Raw genomic sequence first — 17,531 nt, 5'->3', positions numbered from 1 at the left:
CTCCGAGTCCAATTCCGCTATTTCTTGACACAAGCTCCCTGGCGGCAGGCCTGGTCAGGCGCGCACAGGATTTCTTTTTCGATGATTTCGCCCTGCTGACACGCAAACTCCAAAAGTTTCTGCGAATCCAGGCATCGATCAAATTCTTTCACCACCTGACGATAGCAGCTGTCCCCAAGGCAGTTTTCATCACCCAGTGAATAAATGACTTTACCTGCGGATTCAGGAATCAGGCCCTGATCTGAGTCCTTGCAGACTTTGGCGTGAGCCACCGACGCCGACATCACCAATGCAATCAACAGGGTTCTCATCATTGTGCCACCTCACAGCTGAAAGTTTTGGTCAGCTTGGCTTGAGTCTGCCACTCACGATCCTTTTTCGGAGAACCGCACTGCACTGCCAACTCCAGATCCACCGCACACTCGCCTTTGCCCGTACTTTGGGTTTTCAGGCGGATGACGGAGGAATACGAACACGGTGATTTGCACTTGGAGTCTTCCAGAAAAGAACCCAGTTCATTTTCACCCATCAATGTTTCCTGTGCATAAGTGGTGGCCGCTTCCTGACACTTTTTAGAATCCGCACGCATCCGGAATGATTTTTTGAAATAGTCCCCGCTCTGCCCGATGGCGAATCGCTGCTGCTCTGAAGAACTGAGCTTCAGGGCCGTGTATTGATCCGGACACGATGCGTGCTTCACCACTGCGGTGGGCTGTGTGGCAATCTCAACCACCGGCGCATTGATGCGTGAGCAGCCGCCAGGACAGCCACCCGCCTCTGCCAAAAAGGCTTTCTGCATGCCTTCCATTTTCTCAAACAGAGACTTCATCTTGCCCGAGGCACTTAAGATGCCATAGGTGATGGCTGGCACCGCATCGGTTTTGGCCGGCGCATTCACTTTGCAGTGAGACTGATTGGATTTATTAAGTTCGTCGCAAATACTTTGCAGATCCTTGACCGTGCTTTTGGACTGAGGGCAGCTTTCCTGCGCTTTTGCTCCGAAGGCTGCAATGAGGACCAGTAAAATAACAACTGTTTTCATGGGGTTCTTATCGGCACCCCGACCGCGGATTTAAGGGATTTCAAGCCGAAATCCGTTCCTTATTGGTTTCTTAATCTTTCCATATTCTCAGAGCGAGCCTATTGGCACAGAGCCATATTATCACTCATAAATTGACGCTGATTCTGAAGGTCGGCTTCGCTATAAACGAATTCATTCAAATCACAGCGGTTCTCGCTGGCCAGTCGTAAAACGGTGTCTTTTTCAGGTGGTGTTAACCCCAGGGACCAGATCATTTTCACTTTCAACCACTGCACCAGGTACTGACAACGATAGGCCGGATTCGGTGGCATGTAGCCTTCCGGAGTTTTGTCGCTTTTGGACTGATTTTCTTTGCCAAAGACCGACAACAAATGGAATTCATTGCCCAGATAATTGGAATAAAGACAGCGCTTCGTGCGATTCCATTTGTGGGCTCCGCTGATGTAAGCATTCTTCAGCGGAACGAAGTGATCAACCTGAATGTCACTGGCGCGGGAATACTGACGATCCCCATACGGATCCTGCCACTTCCCCGTGGAGACCGTGCAACCGTTAGAGGCAAAATCCACCGGCACATCTGAATCACGCATCAAAACTTTGGCGCGTGTGTTGTAGCAGTTTTCATCGCGATGATCATTCAGCCAGCCACCGAAGTGTTTGGCGCGATTGTAGCGTTCCCCGACATTTCCATATCCATCGGTGTGATGATCAAAACGCACCAGTGAATAAATTCGGCTGCGCAGTTCAGTGAAAAATTCTTCGTTTTCGTGCAGCAGATTTTGAGCTGCTTCCCAGGGGCCCGTGAAATTTTCAGAATTAGCAGAAAGGGATTCCCTGACTGTGTAATAGTCATCGAAACGGGGGTTGGCGAGATTTTCTTCTGCCAGGGCCTTTGAAATTCCCGAGGTGGCCACCAACATCATCACAAGAAACGTTTTCTTCATGAAGTCTCCAAATCCTTTTAGAGCATCGTTGTTTCCTTATTAGAAAAGGGATTCGGGGCCTTGGCAAAGAGTTTATTTGTTAGACTTCTGTTAACGGCTCCGCTACAAATCCAATTATGTTACGCGTCGGCCGATTCCGCCATCGTCTGTTGGAAGACGAATTCCTCCAAAAACAAAGCCCGCTGGCCCACAAGTGCCTGCAGGTTTTCATGCGTCTGTGGCAGAGCAAATCCTTGTCTGACGCGGAAATCGCGGCAATTTACATTTTGATATTCAGCTTTTTGCGCCGCCCGAAAGACTTTCTGGGGGGCCCGCACAACCAGCCGCTGGCAACCCTTCCGGTCAATTCACGAATCAGCTGTCAGACCTTTTTCGAGTTGCTGCAAAAAGAGCTTCCTGAAGACCTGCGTCAGGCCAAGTCCCTGGCCCGCTTTCAGCGCCCCGACGATCTTTTAAGCTATTTCTGTGCCCACAGCTGGCGCTCTATTCCACTGTCCGTCGCGCAATCACTGATGGCGTGGGAAAACGGCCAGTACCCGCTGCGTCTGCTGTCCTATGTCCCAACACCAAAAGAGGTCTTGAGCATGCAGACCGAAGGGCAACGCTGCGTTTCGATGCTGCAGGATCTGACGGAAATGCAGGAATTCGTCGAAGAAGGCCGTGATGTTCTGGGTTTCATTGTGCATGACCTGATTCACGCGGATCATTTTTTTGCAGATCCCGTGAAGGCCCGCGCACAAATTGAATTCAGCCGCCGCTTGATGGTGGTGTTTGGTTTCCACGACATTCAGGGGATGCTGCAAACCGATGCCGTCTTTAAAAAGGAGTTTGAGTATCTGATGTCAGATATGAACTCTTTCCCGCTGCATTTGCTTAAAACCTTCAAGGCCGTACTTTTGGGCTACTTCAAACGGCGTGAAGGCTTGGCCATGACTGAGGCACTTTCAGAGGCCACAGAAGCTGAATTTCAGCGTTTGTACGAGTCCAGCCTGAAAATCTGGGAATTGCCGCTGGAAGCTCACAGTGCGGCCCAGCGCTTGAATACGCCCCTGTTCCAAGGTCTCGATGACAGCCTTTTGTTGCACTCAGCCCTGCTGCAGTATCAATAAACTTTCATGACGAAAAAGGCTTTTTCTGATAGACTGCCCCTATGTCGATCAAAAAAGAATGCAGCCCTCAATCCACCCCAGAAAACTGCAAAACATGTGGCAACCGCCTTGATAGCATCCTGTGCTCCAATCCGGATGTTTTGCTTATGGTGGAAAAGGCGCGCGTTTCCTGCCGCTTTAAAGCAGGTCAGATGATCTTCTATTCCGGCAACGATCCGCTGGGAATTTTCACCATTCAGTCCGGCCTGGTAAAACTGGAAGTGACGTCCGCCTCGGGCGCGGCGCACACTCTGCGTTTGGTGGGTCCTGGCGGCACCCTGGGTTACCGCTCGCTGTTTGCCAACGAGCCTTATCACGCTTCTGCCGTCGCGGTGGAAGACTGTGAACTCTGCTTTGTTCCCAAAGCCGAGATCATGAACATTTTCAAAAATCATCCTGATCTGGCGATGAAACTTTTGTCCCATATCTCCAAAGACCTGCGTCTGGCTGAAGAAAAATGGATGGATCAAATGGACAAAGGAGCTTCCGAGCGTATCGCCGAAGCTTTGTTGTTCCTGCAAGATCATTTCGCCCATCAGAACTGGACCCGCCGTGAAATCGCCCAGTGGGCCGGGACGACACCTGAAACCGTCATCCGCACTTTGTCGCAATTTGAAAAAGACGGCCTGATTGACCAGACTGATGGTCGCAGCATCCGCATTCTGTCCAAAGATAAACTGCGCGATCGCGCGGAAATCCGCTAACGGCAGGTTGTTATGGAAAAACGCTTTATCGACAACTGTCCGATCTGCTCCACTCAGGAAGAAAACGTCACTGAACAAATCCTTTCTGTGATTCAGAAAAAAACCTTTGCCAAGAATGCTTTGGTTTTTGAGCAGGAAGAAGAATCCAGAGGTTTGTTCTTAATCACCAAAGGTGTGGTGAAGATCTCCAAGATCTCCCCTGCCGGAAAAGAAATTGTTCTGGGCCTTTTGAGTGCCGGAAAAACTTTTGGTGAAGGCAGTCTGCTGGGGCAGGATCGTCAAGCCGACACCGCCACAACCACAGAACCCACCGAAGTTCTTTATCTGCCGAAAAAAGACCTGCAGGCCATTCTGGACAAGAACCCCCTGCTGTATCAATCCGTGGTGGCTTCTTTGGTCCGCTGGATGGCAAACCTGAATAACGTCATTGAAAACATCAACACACCTTCCGCAAAAGAACGCGTGTGGACTTATCTGTGCCGACTGCAATCCGAGCAGAACAAAGATCTGCTGCAATTAAGCGGCAAAAAGCACGAAGTGGCCCTGATGCTGGGACTCAGACCCGAAACATTTTCACGTGCCCTGGCGGAACTTGAAAATGACGGCCAGATCAAGATGAATCACAAACAGATTCAAATTCTGCAAAGCTCCAAATAATTCTTCAGGATGATGCCGATCATCCTTTCCCCTTTTTAGGGATGCCACGAAAGTCCGGCCCGATATCCTTGTTGTATCGGGAGGCTTGCAGTGAACATCTACAAGTACGACATCGTCTTCCAGGAAGTGCCGGATCATGTGTCCCTGGCGTTCTATGTTTGTGGCTGCCCGTTGAAATGCCCGGGCTGCCATTCCCCCGAGCTATGGACTGAAAAAACCGGCACGCCTTTAACCACGGAACTGCTGCAGCAGCTGATCACACGTTACCGTGGCCGGATCACTTGCGTTCTGTTTCTGGGTGGAGAATGGCATGAAGCCGAGCTCTGTCAGTTTTTAAAAGTCTGCCATCACAATCATCTTCACACGTCCCTTTACACGGGCCTGACCGAGGTTTCAGTTCGTTTGCTTGAAGGTCTTGATTACCTGAAGACCGGCCCCTGGGTCCGCGCTTTGGGTGGCCTTGATTCCCCCACAACAAACCAGGTCTTTCGGGATCTGCGCACGGGTAAAATTCTAAATCATCTTTTTCAACACAACACAAAGGAGCCCTCCCTATGATCAGACTCACTGAAGAACAAATTCAGAAAAAGATCGCCTTCGTCCAGCAGTACAAATCCGCCGCCAATGCCGCGGAAGGTTCCAGACTGGACGCCAACGCCAACGTCACTTTAAAGAATATTGCGACGCTGGAGGCAGAGATCAACAAGGACATCAATATCCAGATCAACCGCAGCCTGGTCGCCGGAAAAATCGCCGCATTGTTCGGGCCCGAGCTTTCCGCCGAATATGTACGCCAGATCGAAAGTCATGAAATCTATGTTCATGATGAAACATCGCTAAAGCCCTACTGCGCTTCCATTTCCATGTATCCTCTGCTGCTGCAAGGTCTGCGCGATCTGGGCGGTGAATCCAAAGCCCCCCAACATCTGGAAAGCTTCTGTGGCTGCTTTGTGAATCTGGTTTTTGCCGTGTCTGCCCAGTTTGCCGGGGCCGTCGCCACGGTGGAATGGCTGATGTACTTCGATCACTTTGCCCGCAAGGACTATGGTGATGACTATTTGAAAACCCACCAACGCCTGATCAATAATCACCTGCAGCACGTGGTTTATGCTTTAAACCAACCCGCAGCTGCCCGTGGATACCAGTCCGTCTTCTGGAATATTTCTGCGTATGATGAATACTATTTCAAATCCCTGTTCGGTGACTTTGTATTCCCGGATGGTGATCTGCCCCGCTGGGACAGCGTTGAAAAACTTCAGGCGCACTTCATGTCCTGGTTCAACGAAGAACGTAAAAAAGCGATTCTAACTTTCCCTGTGGTGACCGCCGCCATGCTGATTGATGAACAAGGTCCGCGGGACACAGCCTTTGCCACCATGTGCGCGCAAGAACTCAGCCGCGGCAACAGCTTCTTTATGTACATGAGTGATTCCGCGGACAGTCTGGCCAGCTGCTGCCGCCTGCGCAACGAGATTTCCGACAACACCTTCAGCTATTCCCTGGGGGCCGGAGGTGTTGCCACGGGGTCGATTAATGTTATCACCATCAACATGAACCGCCTGGTTCAAAAGAACCTGGATCTGGCCGAGATGGTGGACAAGGTGCAAAAGTATCAGGTCGCCTATCGTGAGCTGATGCAGGAATACTTTGAAGCCGGACTGCTGACGGCCTACACTGCCGGATTCATTTCCCTGAACAAGCAATTTTTGACGATCGGAATTAACGGCATGGTGGAAGCCGCTGAATTCAGCGGGCTGAGCGTCGAAAATTCCGGCCCGTACAAGGACTTTGTGCGCGAAAAGCTGAAAGTGATTTATGATGCCAACCGCAAAGCCCGTCAAACTTATGGCTATATGTTCAACACCGAATTTGTGCCGGCTGAAAATCTGGGGGTTAAAAACGCCCAGTGGGACCGCAAGGACGGATTGTTCGTCCCGCGGGACTGCTACAATTCCTATTTCTATGTGGTAGAAAATGATTCCGTGAATCCTCTGGACAAGATGGATCTGCACGGCAAAGAGATGATGCAGTACCTTGATGGTGGATCCGCATTACATCTTAATTTGGAAGAAAGGCTGACCGCCGAAGGTTTCTTAAAACTGATCCGTGCGGCGGCATTGTCGGGCTGCAACTATTGGTGTGTGAATATCAAAATCACCATTTGCAACGCCTGTGAACATATCGACAAAAGAACGCTGTACAAATGCAGCGACTGTGGAAGCCACGATGTTGATCACGCCACCCGGGTCATTGGTTATTTGAAACGTGTTTCCGCCTTCAGCAAGGCACGCCAGACTGAGGCGGCAAAACGTTTCTATCACCCTACTCCTTCACGCGTATCATCTTTGGCAGGAAAATCCAGCCCCACACCAGCAGCCCCAGAATCCAGGTATATGCCGCATACACCAGATGGGACTGATAGATATGCGGAGCAAAACCCGCCGACAGGCGTGTAAGTCCGGCCAGCGCCATCAGGAAGGCTCCAAGGAACAAACCCTTGGAGCTTTTCTCTATGATCATGTCATGCTTACCATGGGACAAAGTCACGCGTGTTGCGATCATGAAGGTCATCAGACCCAAACCTGAAACCAGAATCACATGCAGCAAATGCACCCGGAAGGACGGAACAAATACGGTTGCGGCCTGTCCCACAAACATCAACCAGGCGGAACCCCACAACCACCAGCTTTGAAAAGCCCGGCGTTGCGGAAAACGATGAAGCTTCCAGAAAGAAAACACGATATAAGCCATGACGGCTGTGCGCAGAATCTGACCGGCTTGCGCGTTGACCAGCACTTCCACAACGAAGCTTGCCACAAACAGAACCGCCAGCGACGAGAACAGTTTAATCCGCGGTGCTGCTTTGCCAGCTTCAGTAGGCAGCGGAGCCCAGCCCAAAAGTGCGGGAATCAAACGGCTGCCCACACCCATCACCAGACACAGAACATAGACCTGCAACAAGAAGGTGCGTGCCAAAGAATACAGCGGACCTGGAATATTGATGAATTCACCGGCCAGTAAAGCCACGCAGCCCAACAACCCCGCCCCTAAACCCACACCGACAAAAAGAAATGAATCCGGCGGATTGCTTTTACGATTCAAAAAACGGCGGGCCATATAGAAAATCAAAAACACGAAAAGCGCAGTGACGCTCACATAAAACAGGGTCTTGCCTGCTGGCAGCAGGGATGCGAACAACACACCGATCAGCAACAACGATACTTTCTGTTCACCCGCAGTCGGGCCAAAAGTGTTGGTGAATCGCGGAGCCGCCGTCATTAAAAAGCCCGCCACAAAACAAAGAAAGAATCCACCGGACATGATTTCCGGATGATGAAGTCCCGGATAGGAAACCAGATTCCACGGGAACAAAATCCACAATAAAACTCCCCAGATGGCCATCACCCATCCTGCAGGAAAGAAATACCGGTAAGCATCCATTGAAGTCGTACTCATAACTGCCTCATTTCACCCTTCGCGGGTCTCAGAATCAAACTACTCCAACTCCACGGCTGATCACATGATCGGGATCAATATTGGGTAAAAAGTGGCGAAGTTGATCCGGATCATGTTGTTACCTGCGAAAGCACCGCATTCTAAGTAAGAGGGTCCTATGAAAGACATTATTGCCATTTTAAAAAAACAAGACTTTCTGTGCCACCTGAACGACCGTGATCTTCGTTCTTTGTCCCCTTATTTTGAGCTGATTCACATTTCTCATCGCGAGATCCTTTTCAAAAAAGGCCAGCCCATAGAACACATTTATCTGGTGCTATATGGATCATTCAAAATTCAGGAGTCCATCGAAAAAGGAGCGGTGAAAATCTTTAATTTCTTAAGCCAGGGTGAATTCCTGGGCGTTGCCATGGCCGGCCTGCCGCAGCCCCGTTACCCGACTTCTGCGGTCGCCAATGAAGACAGCACTCTGCTAAAAATACCCATCGGCATCTTCTTTGACCGCCTGATGCTGATCCCGGAACTGCGCCGCAAGGTGAACCGTCAGATTTCCGAGCGTTTTCTGGAGTTCCAGAATGACATCTGCAAATCCCACAAACTGGCTCCCTATCGAGTGGCGGACTTTTTACTGCGCCTGCTGGATCGCCAAGATTCGAACAAAACCTATATTCAGCTTCCCCTGACCCGACTGGATATTGCCGATCGTACCGGCACCCAGAGCGAAACCGTCATCCGCATTTTAAGCCAATGGACCAAACAAGGCTGGATCCGCACTGTGGACCATCATATTGAAATTCTGGATCCCCAAGCCCTGAAGGAGGTGGAAAGTGAACGCCCTTCTCGAAAAACTGCGACAGGAACATCAGATCATCCTGAAAATGTTTGAAGAACAAGTTTCCATTCTGGAAATCATCCATTTCGTCGAAAAAGTGCATCATCCCCTCGAGGAACAGGAATTGTTCCCCGCAGTGGCGGGTCACCCGCTGCTGCGCGAAGGCGGACCGTTATGCACTTATTTCCGGGGCATGGAACTGGATTTAAATCCGCAGGAAGCCCCCCGCCAGCATCTGCGAAAGCTGTATGAAGAAGGCTTCCCCAAAGCCTGTGCTTACGCCAGCTTCAACTGGTTGAACCCACAAAGTCCCTTAAGTCTTCCGATGGATGAGCATGAACTGGGTCATGAGTTAGCCGAAGCTTTGAAGATTCTGGTAAATCCTGACATGCGAAAGATCTATCCGGGATATTTTGAAGTATTAAAGGCCGATTATGAAAGCTTGCTTCGCCGGCATATCGCCAAAGAGGATGGGTGTCTGTTTGTCTTGTGTGAAAAACTGTTAAGCTGATCCCTGTTGCGCTGTCGCGGGCGCAACAGGGGGCTTGTTTCAGGCTACTCGCAGAAACCGCAGCAGCCTTCTTTTTTCTTTTTCGTCAGGCGCAGCTTCCAAACCGCCGGACCTTTTTCAAGATACTCATCAACAAACTGATTGGGACGGGCTTCACCGAACTGGCGCAGCAGCGGAAGCGGATCATGGTTGTTCACGATCAGCAGGCTGTCGCCGCCTTCCAGCTTGTCAAAACTTTCGAAAATAAAAGAATGGCGGGTCGCTGGTTCAATTTTCTGAGCTTCAATGACTAGTTCTTTCATGGAATCACTCCTTTGTTTTACCCCAATTTAGGATGAAAACTCAGCGCCCGCCTTGATCAGGATCAAGGGATGAATTTTATCAGATCTTTTGGATCCCCCGCAGCACCCACCTGGCGGCCACGTGGAACACCGTCGGCGTCAAGCACAGTGATAATGAAAGAATGATCATAGTCGCCGCCCTCTACTTTGCTGTACTTGATTCCCAGCACACTGGCGATTTCGCGTGGTTCTTTGTCAGACTTGGAAGTCAGCAGGCTCCACTGTCCACTGAGGTCTTTCTTTTTACCAAAGGCCTTTAACACCGCGGGCTTGTCTTTTTCCGGATCAAAGCTGACCAGAACAAAGCGCACGTCTTTTTTACCTTTGGCCTGCAGGGCTTTTTCAATCTGCTGCATTTGCGCCACAATCAGGGGGCAAGTGTACACACAGCTGGTATAGGCCATGGAAATCACCACGGGCTTCCCTCGAAGGCTTTCCAGATTCACTTTCTTCCCGTCAGTATCAAGCAAGGATGAATTCAAATTATAGATTGAGTCCTCGCTTAAAGCCGGACTCTTTTCCGCGGCCGCGGGGGCGGCGTGATGATGATGATGGTCATTGGCCTGGGCCATTGCCACCATCAGCAGAACAACACCAATGGGCAGTACTTTTGACAGTTTCATAAATCACTCCTGTTATTTAGCGCAGCGAAAGCCCAGATTCTGAACAGTGTATCGGGCTTGCAAACTGCTGCGAAATGCAAATCTCATAAAAGCGGCGTAATCCGCCGGGTCTGCTGCACCGGAAGCCCCGGCACCACAGAACAGGTTTTTATCCAGCCCCCCGTCAGCGCGGGACTCACCGGTGACCAGAGCCGTGTTGAAATCTTCAACCCACTCCCAGATCAACCCATGCATGTCATACACACCCAAACGGTTGGCACTTCCTTTTTGAACTTTCGGCAAGGGCCACTCCGCCCCCCGCCCGTACCATTCCAGAATCAAAGCCTTGATGTCGGCGTCATTTTTAAAGGGACTTAACGCCACGTATTCCCACTCGTTGGTCAACGGCAGCCGCAGACCTTTCCACGCGCAGTACTCACGTGCCGCAAACCAGCTGACTCGCACCACCGGGGACTGCCCGGACACTTTGTCTTCCCAATGAAGATCGTTCTTCCAATAATCCAGATAGCTGGCATCAGCGAAAATCTTTTTTACCTGGGATTTTCGCCACTGGGGATTTGCTTTCACAAACTCCAGATAGTCGGCATTGGTCACCGGATGCAGGTCCATTTGAAAGGCGGCCACCGTCTGTTTTTTCTGATTCAGCCGGGCCGGCATCTTGAACTCTCCGCCGGGGATCACCACTTGATTCAGCGCCAAGGCACTGAGGCTGACGAAAAGGACGGCCACGATCAGAAGACCCTGTTTAATTCCGTCCATTTTCAACCTCCTTACTGATTCGTTGACGCTTACTTTTTCCCTGCTGCACGGACAGCTTTAACATCCGCCGGAGTCACCACTTTCTTCGAGTTGCCCCACATGCTGTATACATAAGTCAGCACGTTCGCCGCATCTTCGTCAGACAGGATCTGTGCCGGCATAACAGAATTAAATTCTTTGCCGTTCACTTTCACCGGACCCTCCAGACCGTGGATCACCGCAGAAATGGACTTTTCCTTGCTGTTGTTCAGGAAGTCGGATTTCGCCAGCGGAGGAAACGCACCCGGCAAACCCTGGCCATTGCTTTGGTGGCAGGCAAAACAGGATGAATCGTAAATACGCTTCCCGCCCGCCAGACGCTCTTCCAAAGTTTTGGCTGGAATCTGCTTCGGAGCTTCCGCACCGATTTCCTGGATCACGCCGCCCTCGGGCTGATAGATACCGTCTTTAGTTTTGCCGGAATAAATCTCATGATCCTCTTTGCCTTCGACTTTCAGCATCCCGATGGCACCTTTATTAAAGGCGCGGAAGATCGAGTGATCGACCAGAATGAAAGTGCCAGTAGTGTCCAGCTTGAATTCAACGATCGCAGAACCACCGGCCGGAACCAAAGTAGTCTGCACGTTTTCATTCACCAGCTTGCCGCCTTCAACATAAACCTTGTCGAAGATCTCACCAATGACGTGGAAGGAAGACACCAGGTTCGGTCCGCCGTTACCAACAAACAGACGGACTTTTTCGCCAGTTTTGGCTTTCATGGCGTTGTCGCCCACCAAGGCACCCACACTGCCGTTAAAGACCACGTAGTCCGCTTTTTCTTCGACCGCCTTAGTCATGCTGAAAGGCTGCAAACCCGGCGCACCGTATTTGCCTTTAGTATAGAACTCACTCTGCATAACATAGAATTCGCGGTCCACTTTTGGCAGACCTTCTTTAGGTTCAACCAAAATCAAACCGTACATCCCATTGGCGATGTGCATCCCCACCGGCGCAGTTGCACAGTGATAAACATACAAGCCCGGATTCAGCGCCTTGAAGCTGAAAGTGGAACTATGTCCCGGTGCAGTGAAGGAGCCTTCGGCACCACCACCCTGACCTGTCACTGCATGCAAGTCGATATTGTGCGGCAATTTACTGGAAGGATGGTTGTGCAGATGGAATTCCACCTGATCCCCTTCACGAATCCGGATGAACTTGCCCGGCACCTTGCCTCCGAATGTCCAGAAAGTATAATCCACCCCGTCGGCCAGACGCAGTTTTACTTCCTTAGTTTCCAGATTCACAACCACTTTAGTGGCGTGTTTGCGAGTGATCGGTGGTGGCACTTCCGGGGCGTCAGTCAAGACGGCCACTTCCTCGCCTTTAATTTTTTCCGCCATTGCCGCGACCGGAGCTGCGCCGATCAACAAGCCTGCCAAGAGTATCTTTTTATAATTCCAGTCTTTCATCTTTTGTCTCCTTGATGAATTCATCTGCAGCTTCATAGTCGCGAACAACTGACGGAAAATACATGACGGCCATCAATCATCCAAAAAAGTTGCGCTGTTTTTTTAGTCGTTATATATAACATTATGGTTACTTTAGAAGCAAACGGCGGGAATTTGATCTGGATCATGGAACGGGATCCCCCGGATGCCGTAGCATGGACTATTTCTAGACCGTCCCAGTTTAGAAATAGCCTGTAAAGTGCAGCAAATTGAAGCACCTGTGCCTCCAACCCACCTCACATTTTGCGACTATTTTGGGGAACATGATGCCGATCATATCGGGGCGGGGTGGAGAAAGGCATATTTGAGACAGGTCGAGGAGTTTATGAGCACAGCCACCCTACACGAATGCGCCTACTGCCGAGCGGGAACAACAGAACCCGTGTACTGCTGTTCTGCGTGTGAAATGCTGGACCTGCATGTGCGACAGATGCCGGTACTGGGTGAAAAACAAAATCCCTTCGCTTATCTGGATCAACCTGAATTCCGTAAGCTTTATTCCCACCCACAGCAGGACTTTAACTATCTGTTCTTTGCAGAGGGACTGCACTGTTCTTCCTGCGTTCACCTGCTGGAAAAACTTCCTGAATTTTATGATCGCATCGAAACTGCGCGTGTGAACTTCGGTCAAAGCACTGTCACCGTCAAACTTGCCGATGACGGTTCCTTGGCGCAAGTGGCGCACGTGATTGCTGAGCTTGGTTACAAACCTTCCCCTCTGGCCGCCCAGGACAATCTGGCTGAACGTTATCAGTCTGAAAATCGCAGCTTCCTGAAAAGAATTGCGGTGGCTGGTTTCTGTGCCGGGAACACCATGCTGTTTGTGATTCCGGTGTATGCCGGACTTGCCGGCAGCTGGGCGACTGTATTTAACTGGCTGAGCTTCGCGCTGTTCCTGCCAATTCTATTGTATTCAGCGCAGCCTTTCTATAAGGGCGCATGGAACTCTTTGAAGTACAAAGTTATCAATGTAGATCTGCCGATCACTATCGCCATGCTTTCCGGTTTTGCGCTGTCCACGGCCAACCTGATCCGTGGAAATGGTGACATCTATTTCGACAGCACTGCCAGCTTCATGTTCTTCATCCTGTCCGCACGCTATCTATTGAAACGCGTGCAGCAGAACTACCTGTCCCCGTCCCGTATGAAGTCCTTCTTCCAGATGGAAAAATACGAGCGGGTTGACGGTGGCAAGGCCGCCGTGATCCCGTGGTCTTCCGTAAAATCCGGCGATGTGCTGAAGCTGAAACAGGGGCAAAGCCTGCCTTCGGATGCGACTTTGATGTCGTCCCATGCCACTTTGGACATGTCGCTGTTTAACGGCGAATCCCTTCCTAAAGTCTTTTCCTCCGGAATGACTTTGTTTGCCGGCACCAAGGTTCTGGATGACGGTGTTTTGATCCGCATGAATGTGACTTTTGCCGAAAGCAAACTGGGTCAGCTTCTGCAGCAGCTGGATCAGGGGGCTTTGCAAAAAAGCCGCTTCATCGCACTGACTGACCGCCTGGCTCAATATCTGATTATAACTGTTTTCTCTATCGCGGTTTTGTTCTTCCTGGCATACGCCAGTGTGGATATGTCGGAAGCCTTCAACCGCTCTTTGGCGCTGATTGTGCTGGCCTGCCCTTGTGCTTTGGCCTTTGGCTCGCCGCTGACTTTCGGACTGGCTCTGAAGAAATCCCAGCGTCTGGGAATTCTATTAAAAGATGCGACCAGCCTTGAGCGCATGCTGGAAGTTAAAAACATCTTCTTTGATAAAACCGGCACTTTGACTGAAGGGCATCTGTCGCTATCCCACTCTGAACCGGCCATCATTTCTCCGCGCCTGCAAGCCCGCATTCTGGCTTTGGAAGCTCGCTCTTACCACCCGCTGGCCTTTGCACTTCGTAAAGCGTGGCCTCATCCGGAAAGTCTTCCGGTCGTAGAACAAGCCCAGGAAATTCTGGGAAAAGGTGTGAAAGGCCTGATCGACGGAAAGCTGTATGAAATCCGTCACCTGTCTGAAAGCACTCACGAGGATGAAACCGCCATCGAAGTGATTTGCGAGGGTCAAAGCCTGTGCCGTCTTTACTTCCTGGATGAACTGCGTGCAGACTCTGCCCAAGCCGTTCAAGAACTGAAAAAACACGGCATGAACTGCTTCCTGCTTTCCGGGGACAAAAAAAGCCGCGTCTATCAGGCGGCAGCCCAGTGTGGCATAGCCAAAGAAAACGCACATGGCGAACTGTTCCCTGAAGACAAAAAAGAGATTCTGATCCGCCATAAAAACACCTGCATGATCGGCGACGGCGCCAACGATTCCCTCAGCCTTCAGGCCGCGGATGTTGGTATTGCCGTGAAAGGCAGCGTGGACTTAAGCCTGAACAGCGCGGATGTGTACTTCACTCGCGGGGGTCTTTCGCCCTTCTTTGATCTGATGCAGATCTCTTTGCAGACTCAGAATGTTCTGAAACGCAATCTGGGCATTTCCCTGGTTTATAATACTGTCGGCGGACTGCTGGCTTTGGCTGGGTTCATTGATCCGCTGATGGCCGCGATTCTGATGCCGATCAGCTCTATCATTATCATTCTTTCTTCATTGTGGGGTTTCCGATGAACATTATCTTATTGATGATCCCCATGGCATTAATTCTGGGAATAGGCTTTGTCTCTGCCTTTCTCTGGGCCACCAACAAAGGTCAGTTCGATGACCTCGAGACACCAGCACACCGTATTTTAGATGACGAAAACGAAAGGAAAAAATCGTGAACACATCGGGAAATCTCATCGAAAAAATTTACTACGATGACGATATTGTCAAAAAGTTCGTCCTGGCGACCTTGATCTGGGCCGGGGCTGCGTTTCTTTTTGGCTTGATCGCAGCGTTGCAACTGGCTTATTGGCCCATGAACGCCAATCTGGAATGGATCACATTCGGCCGTCTTAGACCGCTGCACACCAATGCCGCGATCTTTGCTTTTGCCGGAAATGCGATCTTTGCCGGGATTTATCATTCCAGCCAAAGACTGCTGAAAACCAGAATGTTTTCGGATGTGCTTTCCAAAATGCACTTCTGGGGCTGGCAGCTGATCATCCTTTCTGCCGCCATCACTTTGCCGCTGGGTTACACTCAGTCCAAAGAATACGCGGAACTGGAATGGCCGATTGATATCGCCATCACAGTTGTGTGGGTGATTTTCGCGATCAACTTCTTTATGACCCTGCGCCAACGCCGTGAAAAACACATGTACGTGGCGATCTGGTTCTATATTGCAACGATTATCACGGTGGCGGTTTTGCACATCGTGAACTCTATCGAGATCCCGGTGACATTCCTGCAGTCCTATCCGGTTTATGCGGGTATTCAGGATGCGCTGGTTCAGTGGTGGTACGGACACAACGCCGTGGCATTCTTCCTGACCACTCCGTTCCTGGGTCTGATGTACTACTATGTACCGAAAGCCGCGAATCGTCCGGTGTATTCTTACCGCCTCAGTATCATTCACTTCTGGGCGTTGGTATTTATCTATATCTGGGCCGGTCCGCACCACTTGCTTTACACTTCCCTGCCGGAATGGGCGCAGACTTTGGGGATGATCTTCTCGATCATGCTGTGGGCTCCGTCCTGGGGTGGTATGATCAATGGTCTTTTGACTTTGAAAGGTTCCTGGCACCTGCTAAGAACCGAGCCCCTGATCAAGTTCTTCGTGGCGGCATTGACCTTCTATGGCATGTCCACTTTCGAAGGGCCTCTGCTTTCCATCAAGTCCATCTCTGCAGTTGGTCACTATACTGACTGGATCGTGGGTCACGTTCACTCTGGCGCTCTGGGCTGGAATGGATTCCTGACTTTCGGTATGGTTTATTATCTGGTGCCACGTTTGTGGAGAACTGAACTGTACTCCAAAAAACTTCTGGAAAACCACTTCTGGATCGGTTTGACCGGTGTGCTTCTGTACTACACTTCCATGGTTGTTGCCGGTATCACTCAAGGTTTGATGTGGCTGGCGGTCGGTGAAGACGGTACTTTGGTGTATCCGGACTTTATCGAAACTGTGGTTCGTATCGTTCCGCTGTACTGGGTTCGTGCTCTGGGTGGATTCCTGTTCATCGTGGGCTTCGTGATGATGTGTTACAACATCTACAAAACCATCAAGCTGGCTCCAAAAGAACAACATGATTCTTACATTGAAGTATCCCGTTCCGGTTATGACGAGCTGACCAAGGGTCACCGCAAACTGGAAGGTATGGGAGCCGTGTTCTCTGTCCTGGCGTTCCTGGCAATTGCCGTGGGTTCCGTGATCGAGATTTACCCGACGCTGTCCCTGCACCGCTATGTGAATCCAAACAACATCGTAGATCCCTATTCACCGCTGGAACTGGCGGGTCGTGATATCTACATCAAGGAAGGCTGCTACGTCTGCCATTCCCAGCAGATTCGCCCGATCGCTTCCGAAGTAATGCGTTATGGAGCGGCCTCCACCGTGGAAGAGTCCATGTACGATCGTCCGTTCCAATGGGGTTCAAAACGTACCGGTCCGGATCTTTCCCGTCTGGGCAAGAAATATCCGAACCTGTGGCATTACAGCCACATGCTGGATCCGCGTGCCGTGACTCCGAAAAGTATCATGCCGAACTATCCGTGGCTGGCAGACAAAAAAACCGACTTCCTGGTTTTGCGTAAAAAACTGTCCGTCATGAAGCAGCTGGATGTTCCTTATGCAGATGATGTTGTGGCGAACGCCGACATTTATGCTCAGAAACAGGCCAAAGAGATCGCTGCGGATCTGGAATCCAACGGCGCTCCAAAAGGTCTTGAAGACAAGGAAATCGTGGCCCTGATTGCTTACCTGCAGTCCCTGGGTCAGAAAGGAAAAGCACAATGAAATCGGAAGGACTGAAATTTTTCACTGACACGCATCTGACCGCGATGGGACTTTTGATCTTCTTCCTGTTCTTTGTAGGAGTGCTGATCTGGGTTTACCGCAAACACAGCTCAGAAATTTACGCGCACATGGAACAGATTCCTTTGAAAGACGGAGAATAAA

The 17,531-nt window shown here is 50.6% G+C and carries 18 protein-coding genes and 1 pseudogene; 11 read left to right on the top strand and 8 right to left on the bottom strand.

All coding sequences use genetic code 11. From position 1 onward, the window contains the following. Window positions 1-17 precede the first annotated feature (17 nt). The 3 genes from AC04MQ_RS09720 to AC04MQ_RS09710 form a co-directional block, all read right to left on the bottom strand. Window positions 18-314 carry a hypothetical protein gene (locus AC04MQ_RS09720; protein WP_015091629.1) on the bottom strand — a complete coding sequence of 99 codons (297 nt, stop codon included), beginning with the start codon at window positions 312-314 and terminating at the stop codon, window positions 18-20. After that, complete coding sequence (locus AC04MQ_RS09715) at window positions 311-1,042, bottom strand: hypothetical protein (protein WP_475391977.1); 732 nt, start codon at window positions 1,040-1,042, stop codon at window positions 311-313. The genes AC04MQ_RS09720 and AC04MQ_RS09715 overlap by 4 nt, the downstream gene beginning before the upstream one ends. Window positions 1,043-1,140: 98 nt before the next feature. Then, window positions 1,141-1,986 (bottom strand): HNH endonuclease family protein, encoded by an 846-nt coding sequence (locus tag AC04MQ_RS09710; protein ID WP_475391976.1) that lies wholly within the window; start codon window positions 1,984-1,986, stop codon window positions 1,141-1,143. Between the two features lie 116 nt (window positions 1,987-2,102). Between AC04MQ_RS09710 and AC04MQ_RS09705 the strand changes: the two genes are divergently transcribed. The 5 genes from AC04MQ_RS09705 (at window position 2,103) to nrdD (ending at window position 6,951) form a co-directional block, all read left to right on the top strand. Further along, the gene (locus tag AC04MQ_RS09705) at window positions 2,103-3,095 is read left to right on the top strand and encodes a hypothetical protein (protein ID WP_041577801.1); all 993 of its coding nucleotides are present in this window, start codon (window positions 2,103-2,105) and stop codon (window positions 3,093-3,095) included. Between the two features lie 41 nt (window positions 3,096-3,136). Beyond that, on the top strand, window positions 3,137-3,838 hold the full coding sequence (locus AC04MQ_RS09700) for a Crp/Fnr family transcriptional regulator (protein WP_015091633.1): 702 nt from the start codon (window positions 3,137-3,139) through the stop codon (window positions 3,836-3,838). A gap of 12 nt (window positions 3,839-3,850) precedes the next feature. Continuing rightward, entirely contained in the window at window positions 3,851-4,495 is a 645-nt protein-coding gene (locus AC04MQ_RS09695; RefSeq protein WP_475391975.1) for a Crp/Fnr family transcriptional regulator, read from the top strand. A gap of 90 nt (window positions 4,496-4,585) precedes the next feature. Next, entirely contained in the window at window positions 4,586-5,053 is a 468-nt protein-coding gene (gene nrdG / locus AC04MQ_RS09690; protein WP_475391974.1) for an anaerobic ribonucleoside-triphosphate reductase activating protein, read from the top strand. Further along, on the top strand, window positions 5,050-6,951 hold the full coding sequence (nrdD, locus tag AC04MQ_RS09685; protein WP_475391973.1) for an anaerobic ribonucleoside-triphosphate reductase: 1,902 nt from the start codon (window positions 5,050-5,052) through the stop codon (window positions 6,949-6,951). Before nrdG ends, nrdD begins: the two co-directional genes overlap by 4 nt. Here nrdD and AC04MQ_RS09680 read toward each other — a convergent pair. Further along, window positions 6,890-7,897 (bottom strand): annotated as a pseudogene (locus tag AC04MQ_RS09680) (NnrS family protein); the annotation flags it as partial. The gene nrdD and the pseudogene AC04MQ_RS09680 overlap by 62 nt on opposite strands. 211 nt (window positions 7,898-8,108) lie before the next feature. Here AC04MQ_RS09680 and AC04MQ_RS09675 point away from each other — a divergent pair. Continuing rightward, on the top strand, window positions 8,109-8,837 hold the full coding sequence (locus AC04MQ_RS09675) for a Crp/Fnr family transcriptional regulator (protein WP_475391972.1): 729 nt from the start codon (window positions 8,109-8,111) through the stop codon (window positions 8,835-8,837). Next, window positions 8,779-9,294, top strand: a complete 516-nt coding sequence (locus AC04MQ_RS09670) for a hypothetical protein (protein WP_475391971.1) — start codon at window positions 8,779-8,781, stop codon at window positions 9,292-9,294. The genes AC04MQ_RS09675 and AC04MQ_RS09670 overlap by 59 nt, the downstream gene beginning before the upstream one ends. Before the next feature lie 44 nt (window positions 9,295-9,338). Here AC04MQ_RS09670 and AC04MQ_RS09665 read toward each other — a convergent pair whose 3' ends face one another. From AC04MQ_RS09665 to nirK, 4 genes are all read right to left on the bottom strand, one after another. Beyond that, window positions 9,339-9,596: a DUF2249 domain-containing protein gene (locus AC04MQ_RS09665; RefSeq protein WP_015091639.1), complete on the bottom strand. Its 258-nt coding sequence runs from the start codon at window positions 9,594-9,596 to the stop codon at window positions 9,339-9,341. A 62-nt stretch (window positions 9,597-9,658) separates the two neighbouring features. Beyond that, a complete protein-coding gene (locus AC04MQ_RS09660; RefSeq protein WP_475391970.1) occupies window positions 9,659-10,258 on the bottom strand; it encodes an SCO family protein in 600 nt (199 codons plus the stop codon). A 12-nt stretch (window positions 10,259-10,270) separates the two neighbouring features. Beyond that, complete coding sequence (locus AC04MQ_RS09655) at window positions 10,271-11,017, bottom strand: formylglycine-generating enzyme family protein (protein ID WP_475391969.1); 747 nt, start codon at window positions 11,015-11,017, stop codon at window positions 10,271-10,273. A 29-nt stretch (window positions 11,018-11,046) separates the two neighbouring features. Then, window positions 11,047-12,465, bottom strand: coding sequence for a copper-containing nitrite reductase (gene nirK / locus AC04MQ_RS09650; RefSeq protein ID WP_041577805.1), 1,419 nt, complete (start codon window positions 12,463-12,465; stop codon window positions 11,047-11,049). Between the two features lie 364 nt (window positions 12,466-12,829). Between nirK and AC04MQ_RS09645 the strand changes: the two genes are divergently transcribed. From AC04MQ_RS09645 to AC04MQ_RS09630, 4 genes are read left to right on the top strand one after another with little or no spacing between them, the layout of a single operon-like run. After that, a complete protein-coding gene (locus AC04MQ_RS09645; protein WP_235046117.1) occupies window positions 12,830-15,100 on the top strand; it encodes a heavy metal translocating P-type ATPase in 2,271 nt (756 codons plus the stop codon). Then, window positions 15,097-15,252 carry a cbb3-type cytochrome oxidase assembly protein CcoS gene (ccoS, locus tag AC04MQ_RS09640; protein ID WP_041577808.1) on the top strand — a complete coding sequence of 52 codons (156 nt, stop codon included), beginning with the start codon at window positions 15,097-15,099 and terminating at the stop codon, window positions 15,250-15,252. Before AC04MQ_RS09645 ends, ccoS begins: the two co-directional genes overlap by 4 nt. Beyond that, entirely contained in the window at window positions 15,249-17,369 is a 2,121-nt protein-coding gene (gene ccoN / locus AC04MQ_RS09635) for a cytochrome-c oxidase, cbb3-type subunit I (RefSeq protein ID WP_015091644.1), read from the top strand. Before ccoS ends, ccoN begins: the two co-directional genes overlap by 4 nt. Next, window positions 17,366-17,530: a cbb3-type cytochrome oxidase subunit 3 gene (locus AC04MQ_RS09630; RefSeq protein WP_015091645.1), complete on the top strand. Its 165-nt coding sequence runs from the start codon at window positions 17,366-17,368 to the stop codon at window positions 17,528-17,530. Before ccoN ends, AC04MQ_RS09630 begins: the two co-directional genes overlap by 4 nt. Window position 17,531 lies beyond the last annotated feature (1 nt).

This window comes from Bdellovibrio sp. MYbb2 (assembly GCF_056175685.1).
This window is presented reverse-complemented; position numbering and strand designations above follow the sequence as displayed.